This window comes from Streptomyces sp. NPDC007901 (assembly GCF_042959465.1).
Classification (GTDB): domain Bacteria; phylum Actinomycetota; class Actinomycetes; order Streptomycetales; family Streptomycetaceae; genus Streptomyces.
On record NZ_JBIBKW010000063.1, the window covers coordinates 1 to 8,745 of the forward strand.

Here is an 8,745-nt window from a genome sequence, read left to right on the forward strand (position 1 = left end):
GCGACTGCCGGGCCACCAGCCTGCTCACCACCCGCTCTGGAAACTGAAAGAGCCCGCCGACTCCGTCGGCGGACCCTCATGAAAGATCGAGGCTAGCTTTGGTCTTCGTCTACCGGCTCTTGACCAAGCACCGGCAGCAAATCACCAGCGACGCGGTCTATGAGCGGGCGGTATTGCAGGTTCCTCACGCAAGCCGTGCCCTCGATGAGTCACTCGCTCAGGCGGGAGTCGACACCGAGGGCCTGGTGACCGGAACTGCCACCGCGGACCAGCAGGTGCGCACAGCCCTGGAACAGCTGGAAGCTGTGATGAGCATCCTGAGGGATCGTGCTGCAGAAGGCGCTGTGCCACCTGACGTCGAACTGAACCTGGCCAGGGCACTGATGGCTGAGCGGCGGTGGGCAGAGGCGGCGGAGCACTTCGACAGGTACGTAAGCCAAGTCGACGCGGACTGGGAGGTTCATTACGTAAGGGGTGTGGCGCATGCGAATACCCGGGGAGGGCCGCCGTCCGACCTATCTGCGTGGCGGGCGTACAACGATGCGATTGCTCTGCTGCCAGATGATGCTGATCCGAATAGCACTGCTCGGCTGTTCACCTATCGAGGGGCGATGGCAAAACGCCTCGGCCGGTACGACCAAGCGGAGGCGGATCTGCAACTGGCCAGGCGACACGCTACAACCAACTACGAGATTACCGATATTGCTTACAACCTGGCCTCGGTCTATGCCATGGCTGGCCGCCGCGACGAAGCACTTACTGAACTACGAACGCTACGCGACCGCGGAGGCATCAATGTCGTTCACGGGCACTTGGACGACTACTTCAGCACGCTGCGCCGAGACCCCGAATTCCGCCAGATCACAGGGACTTGAGCGTCGTAGTGTGTACTGCCCGTGTGTGCGACATCCCGTGAGTTACCCGGAGCCCGGCCGACTCCCCAACCTCGCGGCCAGGGGGCGTTGGTAGGAGTATCCGAACGGAAAATAGCGATAGGCGTCAGGTCATGGATCCCGGCCGAAGACCCTGCGCCACTTCGACGCCTGATCGTCAGCCGGGGCGTTTGGCCATGACGACCGGACCGGGCCCGCTGTAGTCCGTCGGGGGGGCCGCAATTCGGCGACCGGGTTCAGGCCGGCCTGCTCGATCGGGCTGGAGGCCACGAGTCCCTTGCGCACGGCCCACTTGTAGAAGCCGTCCACCGTGGCGACCTCACGGTTCCACGTCGCCCCCTTCACCCGTGGCCCGGCCGGATCACGGTTGCGCCAGGCCTCGTAGACCTGTCGATCCCCAACCGTCGCGTCTTTCCACGACCGCGGTCGCGACATCAGCCCCGACCCGGTGTGCTCGACGACGCCCGGTCGGTGGTGCCAGAGGAAGTTCAGAAACCCTTTCATGTCACGGGCGAACGCCAACTGCGTGTTCACCGGACCGCCTATCAGGGCCGGTGATCTGCCGTATCCGTTCAGCCCCATGTCGTACTCACCGGCCGGGCTGATCAGGAACGGCGTCCCGTCCGGAATGCCCTGAGCATCAAGCCACCTCCATGTCGACCGCCGAAACCAGCTCAACAAGCAAGGAACGAGGCTCACTTGGCATGGGGCGATACCGCGTCGTCACCCCCAGCCGCCACTGCACTCCCACATGAGGAGCAACGACTGGCCAAAGCAGTGGTCACCGTCCAGCTACGCATAATTGAGGACGATCACGTCATCCCTAACCCGCAGCAGCCCCAGCCGCTCCCGGCCGCTCCACGCGAACCTCGTCACCGCGACCCGCGAAGACCGCTGAAGTGCCTGGCGCAGTACTAGCCTCGCGCTTTCATGAAGCGGGCTGTCCGGCAGGCGGTCAGGGAAGTAGAAAGTGCCTCTGACTAGCGAGAATGAGGATTGCTGAGGTCCTTGTTCCCGCCCCTGTCGGAGGCACTTTCCAGGTGAAGCAGCCTATCGGGTCCTATCCCCATGTCCTTGTGCGGGATGACGGCCGGGCCGTGTAGCCGGACGGCATCGGCTGCCCGGCGCACCGCTTTCACCTTCTTCACCAGGACGTCGACCAGCGGGCGGAGAACTGCCCAAGTGACCTTTTGCCGCATCCGCTCCACTCTGCGGACACACGACGGAATCTCACGTTCCAGCAGGGCCTGCGGCTGTCGAAGCTGCCGCACCACAAAACGCTCGACGAGTACGACTTCTCCTTCCAGCCGGACCTCGGGTCCCACATACGTTTCACGGTGTGCCGGAACACGGTCAATGATGCGTCAGTCGTCGGCGAGAGCCGCGTGGACGGAGGAGACGGCGCCGGCACCGTCACCGACCGCGGTGGCCACTCTTTTCGTCGAGCCCGCGCGCAGGTCACCGACCGCGAAGACCCGGGGTGCGCTCGTCTGGAACGGCAGGGCCGTACCGGACCGGCTGTCCGTGAGGACGAAGCCGTTGGGGTCCTTGGCCACGCCGTCCAGCCAGCCCGACACCGGGTCGGCGCCGATGAAGCAGAACAGGGCGCGGGAAGCGAGCCGGTCCCGTCGCCCGTCGGGTCTTTCGGCAACGATCGACGCGAGGGTGTCGTCGCCGGCCAGTTCGCGGATCGTGCTGCCGGTGTGGACCTGGATCCGCGCATGTGCTCGGATCCGGTCGGTCAGGTAGGAGGACATCCGGGCTCCGAGGTCGGCGCCGCGGACGATCAGATCCACGCTCGCGCCGCGGGCGGCGAGGGACAGGGCCGCTTGCCCGGCCGAGTTGGCGCCGCCGACGACCGTCACCGGCTGGTCCTCATAGCCTCGGACGTCCAGCTCGGTCGCGGCGTAGCGGACGCAACCGGTCTTCTCGAAGGTCGTCCATTGCGGCAGGTCGAGGCGCCGGTAGTGGGCCCCGGTCGCGGCGATCACCGCGCGGCACTGGATGCGTGTGCCGTCCTCCAGCAGCACGGCCGGCCGTCGCTCCTCGGAGAGGTCCAGGCCGGCCACCGCGCAGGGCGCGTGGATGCGTACGCCGAACTTGAGCGCCTGGACCATGGCCAGACGGGTCAGGCTTTCGCCGCTGACTCCGTGCGGGAAGCCCAGGTAGTTCTCGATGCGGGCGCTCTTGGCGGCCTGGCCGCCGAGCCCGGCGCGGTCCAGCAGTACGGTGACGAGACCCTCGGACGCCCCGTACACAGCGGCGGCCAGACCCGCCGGGCCTGCGCCCACCACAACGAGATCGACCGGGCGCCCGTCGGCTCGATAGGTGAGACCGAGCACCTCGGCCAGAGTTCTGGGCGTCGCGCGCCTCAGCAGCGAACCGTTGACCACCGCGGCCGGGAGGTCGTCCTCGCCGAGCCCCGCCAGCCCATCAGCGAGCGTCCGGGGTGCGAGGCCGCATCGAGCCAGGAATGCGGCAGGAGCATCTGCGTCGCGTAGCTGCGCAGGTCCAGTGTCTCCGCGGCGTACGGCCGGCCGACGAGCTCCAGGGCGTTGCCTGCCGCCCCGCGGATCACCTCGCGCCGTTCCCTGAACGCCTCGATCAGTGTGTCGGCGATGTCGACCTGCTCGGCGAGGGCCCGGCGCAGCATCGCCGCCCGGATCCGAACGACCGTCCCGGCGATCACCACCCGGGCGGTCAGGTAGACGTGCTGACCGGTCAGCAGGTTGAGCTCGCCCAGGAAGTCTCCGGGGCCTCCCCGGTAGATCAGCCGCTCCGGCTCGATCGCCGTCGCATCCCGGACGATGTCCACGGTCGCCGACCGGAGCAGGAACAAGTCGTAGGTGTCGTCGCCGGAGGTGTACAGATCCCGGCCGGGCTCGGCGTACTCCACCTCACCGTACTCGGCGAGCCGGCGGAACTGTTCGTCGTCCAGGACCGGCCCGCGCTCTGCCGCAGCGTCGTTCACGTGATTCCTCCGAGTAGGGCTGTTTCAGGCGCGAACTGGAACGGGCGTCGGCTTCACCCGGGCGACGGTCATGACGTACAGGAGCAGACCCGCGGTGGTGAGGACGAAGCCGGCCCACACGGTGGACAGGGTCCCCCAGCCGGCGCCGAGGGCGACGGCGCCGCCGATCGCGCCGAGACAGTTGGCCAGGTTGAGGGCGGCCAGGTTGAGCGTTCCCATCAGGGTCGGGGCGTCCGGTGCGAAGCTGGTCAGCCGGACCTGGATGGTGGGGATGGCGAACATCATGGTCGCGCCGACGCCGAACAGGCAGGGCAGCAGAACCACCAGGTTGCTGCCTGACACACCGATCAGTACGAGGAACACCAGAGCACCGCCGTAGCCCAAGACCAGACCGCGGTTCTCGTACCGGTCGGCGACACGTCCGCCGACCTGGTTGCCGACCGCCATGCCCAGGCCGAAGACGGCGAGCGCGATCGGGATGAGCGAGGCGTCCCGCAGCGCCGCGTCAGTGACGAACGGGCCGATGAACGTGTAGACGGCGAAGATGCTGGAGATGCCGAGCGCCGCGACGGTGACCATCAGCCAGACGTCCCGCCGCCGGAGGGCACCCAGTTCGCCCGTGAGGGAGCTGCCGCGCAGGTCGTCGGTGCGCGGCAGCCAGGCCACCAGGGCCGCTCCGGCGACTAGGCCGACGGCGACCACGGTCCCGTACATGGCGCGCCAGCCGGCGTGCTGGCCGATGAAGGTGCCGAGCGGCGACCCGGCGATGGTGGCGACGGTGAGTCCTCCCATCACGGTGGCGAACGCCTTGCCGCCCTTGCCCGGCCCGTACACGTAAGCGGCGACGACGGCCCCGGCGCCGAAGAACGCTCCCTGCACGCTGCCGGTGACGAACCGGAAGACGACGAACAGCACGATGTCCGGCGCCAGGGCGGAGAGCCCGTTGCCGACCAGGAACAGCGCGATCAAGCCGAGCAGCAGGGTGCGCCGGTTGGCTCGGGCGGCGAGCAGGGTGATCGCCGGAGAGCCGATCATCACCCCGAAGGCATAGGCGGTGATCGCGTAGGTTGCGACCGGAACGGACACGTCCAGATCGGACGCGAACAGCTGGATGATGCCGTTGCTGCCGAACTCGCCGGCGCCGATCGCGAAGGTGCCCAACGCCAGTGCGAACAACGTCAGCTTCGGATTCCTGATGGGCGACTTCGCGGTGGTGTGCCGCTTCTCCTCGGCGGTGCACTGACTGTCGTATGCGTGCTGATGCATCGTCTCGTCCTCGGCAGGAGGGTCGGTTGGACGGCGTACGGGCCGGGGCGGACGGGGGGGGATCAATGCCGCCGAGCGCCAGGAAGGCCGCGGCCGGGCCGATCACCCACCGTCCGCCCCAGCCCCTCGAACATCGCCGTCCCCTGCCGGCCTCGTCGGCTCGGTGGTGTCAGCGCGCGGCGCGCTTGACGAGGGCGGCCGTCGCCGCGGGCTGCGCGATCATCGCGACATGCGAGGTGTCGGCCTCGAAGGTGTGTGCGCCGGCCCGGCGCGCCATGAACCGCTGCGCCGCAGGTGGCAGCACCTGGTCGTCGCGGCCCACGAGATACCAGGACGGAATGGTCTTCCAGGCCGGGGCGCCGGACGGCTCCCCGAGGGTGCGCACGTCCGCCGGCCGCTGGCCGGCCCACATCAGCTCGGCGGTCGCCTTCGGCAGGTCCCCGGCGAACACGTCGTGGAAGAGCTCCTTCTTGATGTAGCCGTCGACGAGTCCCTCACCGTAGGGACGGAAGTCCAGCGCCTCCTCGCTGAGTCTGCTTCCGGGGTACTTCGTCTGCAGGCCCAGCAGCGTCTCCCCCTGGTCGGGGACGAACGCGGCAACATAGACCAGGGCCTTCACGTTCGGGTTGCCGGTCGCGGCGTTGGTGACGACGATCCCGCCGTAGGAGTGCGCGACGAGGACGATCGGGCCGCTGAGGGTCGCGAGGATTCCGGCCAGATAGGCGGAGTCGGAGGACACGCTGCGCAGTGGGTTGGGCGGTGCGATGACCGGATAGCCGTCGCGGATGAGCCGGGAGGCGACCCCGTTCCAGCCGGATGCGTCGGCGAACGCGCCGTGCACGAGTACCACGGTGGGCTTCTGGCCGCTGCCACTGCCGCTTCCGGTGTGCGCCTGCGCGGTGGGCGCGTCGAGTGCGGCGCCCACCACGACCGCGGCGGATCCGGCCAACAGCCCCCGGCGAGTTGTCGTCATGGTTGTATACCCTTCGGTATCCGGTGTTCTCGGTGGTGATCGCGGTCAGCGTAAAGCCGCCCACTTGACGAGCACTGAACAGAAATCCGGGCACCGATTCCGTTGTTGTCAAGCATGCCTTCGCGCAAAGCCGGAATTCACGTCGGCGGAATACCCGCCGGCGAAATTAAGTTGCGTCCCCGCTTCTCATTCCTGGGCCGCTCTGCCCCTCAGGGCCTGCGGTCAGGCATGGCCCCCGGTCCTGGGAGGAGTCGTTCGGCGGCGGCTCGGCGTAGCGCAGGCCGTAGTCCCGCATGGTCTGGACGGCTCGGTCGAGAGCGGCTTCGGCCCGGTCGTGCGATCCGGCTGCCAGCCACATCTCGGCGAGCAGCGCCCAGTGGTAGGCGATGCCCCATTGCGGCGGATCGAGCAGCCGTCGCAACGCGCAGACGTACTTCTGAAGAATGTTCAAGGCACTGGAGGGGGCGCGGTCGCCCCAGATCAGGTCGATCAGCTCGCTCGTACTGATCGACTTGCCCGCGCGCGCGAGCAGGATCGCGAGCAGATACGACTGCTGCCGAGGACCGGGATCCAGCTCGACACCGTCGCGCCAGCCGCAACAGACCGAGAACCAGCAGCCGCAGAGACGCAGCGGAGGAAGCCACTCTCTTTCCCGTTCCCAGCCTTGGCCGGCCTTCGCCGCCATCCGCCGTCCGCGGTCGCCCAAGTCCCGCGGCAGGCAAAGCGATTACCAATGATTTCCGACTGGAAACACAAAGCAAGCAACCAGAATCGACCAGAGTGACAGCCGCAATCGCGGCGGACCCCTCCCAACGGGACCTGCTCGCCCGATACGCGCACCAAAGCGAACTTTACGGACATCGGGGCGCCGTCCACGGACGGTCAACTCCACGTCAACTGGCGGGCGCCAGTCTTTCGGTGCGCGGCGGCGTCCATGCCCACCGGGCCGCTTACCCCGCTGACGCGATGACCTCGAATGCCCACATCGGCTGAGATGAGCAGGACTTACCCCATGAGCTCCGTACTACCGTTCCGAAGAATCGTGACCGGCCATGACGCGTCCGGCCATGCGGTGATCACGCAGGACGCGCCGCCGACTCGCGTGGTGGAGATCGGCGGGCCCCGTGGCCCGACTTTCTACGAGGTGTGGAACACACGCCAGACGCCGGCCGTCATCGACCGGCAGTCGGGTGAGCCGGCGGAGAACGGTCTGGTGCTCGGACCTCCCGAGCGTGGCACTCGTATCCGGGTGATCGACTTCCCTCCGGAGGACGACCGGATCCGGAACCTGACGGGGGCGGAGGCGGCCGAGAAGTTCGGGGAGATGGGCGGTGCCGACGCCGCACGGTCCGACGCCGGCGCCCCGCATCCCTTGATGCATCGCACGCAGACGATCGACTACGGGATCGTCGTCGAGGGCGAGCTCACGCTGATCCTCGACGAGGGCGAGACCATCGTCCGCACCGGGGACATCGTGATCCAGCGCGGCACCAACCACGCATGGGCAAACCGGTCGGCCGCGAACTGCCGGGTCGCCTTCGTACTCATCGACGGCCAGTACACCGACGGACTCTGAGAAGGAGGAGCATCGTATGCGTATTCGCCCCATCCCACCCGATGAGCTCGACCCCCCACTCCGCGAGGTGCATGACGGCATCGCCGGCCTCGTCACCGAGGAGCAGGGCCGCGTCGTCATCCTCGACGACGACGGCGCGCTCGTCGGGCCGTTCGCGGCGATGCTGCACTTCCCCGCGTTCGGGGTTCCGGCGCTGTTTCTGCAGCGGGCGGTCGCGGCCGAGGCGCACCTCGACCCCGTCGTCCGCGAGGTGGCGATCCTCACCGTCGGCGCGGCTTACGGCGCCCGGTACCTGCTGTACGCGCACGAGCAGACCGCAGACGAGGTCGGTCTTGCGGCGGCGCAGATCGCGACGCTGGCGGCGGGCGGGCGGCCCTCCGGGCTGAGTGACGAGCAGGCCGTCGCCCACGACGTCGCGAAGGCGTTGACCTCGGGGCGCATACTGCCGGACTCCACATACGACCGGGCCACGCAGTTGCTGGGCCCTGATGGGGTCGGCGAGCTCGTGTTCCTCATCGGCAGCTACTGCCTCATCGCGATGGTGCTGAACTGCTTCGACGTGCCGGTCCCCGGTCGGGAACCGTCAACTGCCCAGCCGTGACGCCGACGAGGTGGCTGCCGGCGATTGCGGCGTTGCGGATCGTCGCTGCCCAGTGCTCGGCCATCAGTTCCTCGGCACGGCGGGCGATCAGGTGGGCGTCGCGCTCGACGGACAGTGCGTGCGCCCGCTCGGCGACGGCCCGGAGGGGGCGCCCGGCTCGCCGCGTGCCCGCAGCACCCGTGCCCGGGGCAGAAGCAGCAGGCTTTCGGCGTAGCGCTGGCCGTACGTTTCGATGGCCGAGTCCGCCCGGTCGAGCGCCGCGGCGTGCCCGCACGCTTCGGTGTCCGGTGTCCTCGCTGATGAACGCAGGACCAGTTATTTGACGGGCACTGAACGGAATTCCGGGGCCCTACAGGGGCCGCTTCACTATTAGCCTCGATCTTTCATGAGGGTCCGCCGACGGAGTCGGCGGGCTCTTTCAGTTTCCAGAGCGGGTGGTGAGCAGGCTGGTGGCCCGGCAGTCGC

At 68.1% G+C, this 8,745-nt stretch carries 9 protein-coding genes and 2 pseudogenes; 4 read left to right on the forward strand and 7 right to left on the reverse strand.

From position 1 onward, the window contains the following. Nucleotides 1-98: 98 nt before the first annotated feature. Complete coding sequence (locus tag ACFZDK_RS55215) at nt 99-875, forward strand: TPR end-of-group domain-containing protein (RefSeq protein WP_390986859.1); 777 nt, start codon at nt 99-101, stop codon at nt 873-875. Nucleotides 876-1,004: 129 nt separating this feature from the next. On the opposite strand, the gene ACFZDK_RS55220 is transcribed toward ACFZDK_RS55215, so the two are convergent. Continuing rightward, nucleotides 1,005-1,592: a hypothetical protein gene (locus ACFZDK_RS55220; RefSeq protein WP_390986861.1), complete on the reverse strand. Its 588-nt coding sequence runs from the start codon at nt 1,590-1,592 to the stop codon at nt 1,005-1,007. A gap of 102 nt (nt 1,593-1,694) precedes the next feature. After that, a pseudogene (locus tag ACFZDK_RS55225) lies at nt 1,695-1,808 on the reverse strand (Ku protein); the annotation flags it as partial. 296 nt (nt 1,809-2,104) lie between these two features. On the opposite strand from ACFZDK_RS55225, the pseudogene ACFZDK_RS55230 reads away from it, so the two are divergent. Continuing rightward, a pseudogene (locus ACFZDK_RS55230) lies at nt 2,105-2,209 on the forward strand (ATP-binding protein); the annotation flags it as partial. Between the two features lie 48 nt (nt 2,210-2,257). Here ACFZDK_RS55230 and ACFZDK_RS55235 read toward each other — a convergent pair. From ACFZDK_RS55235 to ACFZDK_RS55255, 5 genes are all read right to left on the reverse strand, one after another. After that, complete coding sequence (locus ACFZDK_RS55235) at nt 2,258-3,235, reverse strand: FAD-dependent oxidoreductase (RefSeq protein ID WP_390986864.1); 978 nt, start codon at nt 3,233-3,235, stop codon at nt 2,258-2,260. 29 nt (nt 3,236-3,264) lie between these two features. Further along, on the reverse strand, nt 3,265-3,864 hold the full coding sequence (locus ACFZDK_RS55240) for a cyclic nucleotide-binding domain-containing protein (RefSeq protein WP_390986866.1): 600 nt from the start codon (nt 3,862-3,864) through the stop codon (nt 3,265-3,267). Between the two features lie 24 nt (nt 3,865-3,888). Next, nucleotides 3,889-5,130 (reverse strand): MFS transporter, encoded by a 1,242-nt coding sequence (locus tag ACFZDK_RS55245; RefSeq protein ID WP_390986869.1) that lies wholly within the window; start codon nt 5,128-5,130, stop codon nt 3,889-3,891. Nucleotides 5,131-5,299: 169 nt separating this feature from the next. Beyond that, a complete protein-coding gene (locus ACFZDK_RS55250; protein WP_390986872.1) occupies nt 5,300-6,103 on the reverse strand; it encodes an alpha/beta fold hydrolase in 804 nt (267 codons plus the stop codon). Nucleotides 6,104-6,269: 166 nt separating this feature from the next. Then, complete coding sequence (locus tag ACFZDK_RS55255; RefSeq protein ID WP_390986875.1) at nt 6,270-6,788, reverse strand: winged helix-turn-helix domain-containing protein; 519 nt, start codon at nt 6,786-6,788, stop codon at nt 6,270-6,272. A 327-nt stretch (nt 6,789-7,115) separates the two neighbouring features. Between ACFZDK_RS55255 and ACFZDK_RS55260 the strand changes: the two genes are divergently transcribed. Then, nucleotides 7,116-7,679 (forward strand): cupin domain-containing protein, encoded by a 564-nt coding sequence (locus ACFZDK_RS55260; RefSeq protein WP_390986878.1) that lies wholly within the window; start codon nt 7,116-7,118, stop codon nt 7,677-7,679. Between the two features lie 16 nt (nt 7,680-7,695). Next, complete coding sequence (locus ACFZDK_RS55265; RefSeq protein ID WP_189845495.1) at nt 7,696-8,280, forward strand: carboxymuconolactone decarboxylase family protein; 585 nt, start codon at nt 7,696-7,698, stop codon at nt 8,278-8,280. The last annotated feature ends 465 nt before the right edge of the window (nt 8,281-8,745 follow it).

What these genes read in the sequence shown, in the direction of transcription:
- ACFZDK_RS55245 (WP_390986869.1), bottom strand. Translation starts at nt 5,130, where the DNA reads ATGCATCAGCACGCATACGACAGTCAGTGCACCGCCGAGGAGAAGCGG.
- ACFZDK_RS55250 (WP_390986872.1), bottom strand. Translation starts at nt 6,103, where the DNA reads ATGACGACAACTCGCCGGGGGCTGTTGGCCGGATCCGCCGCGGTCGTG.
- ACFZDK_RS55255 (WP_390986875.1), bottom strand. Translation starts at nt 6,788, where the DNA reads ATGGCGGCGAAGGCCGGCCAAGGCTGGGAACGGGAAAGAGAGTGGCTT.
- ACFZDK_RS55260 (WP_390986878.1), top strand. Translation starts at nt 7,116, where the DNA reads ATGAGCTCCGTACTACCGTTCCGAAGAATCGTGACCGGCCATGACGCG.
- ACFZDK_RS55265 (WP_189845495.1), top strand. Translation starts at nt 7,696, where the DNA reads ATGCGTATTCGCCCCATCCCACCCGATGAGCTCGACCCCCCACTCCGC.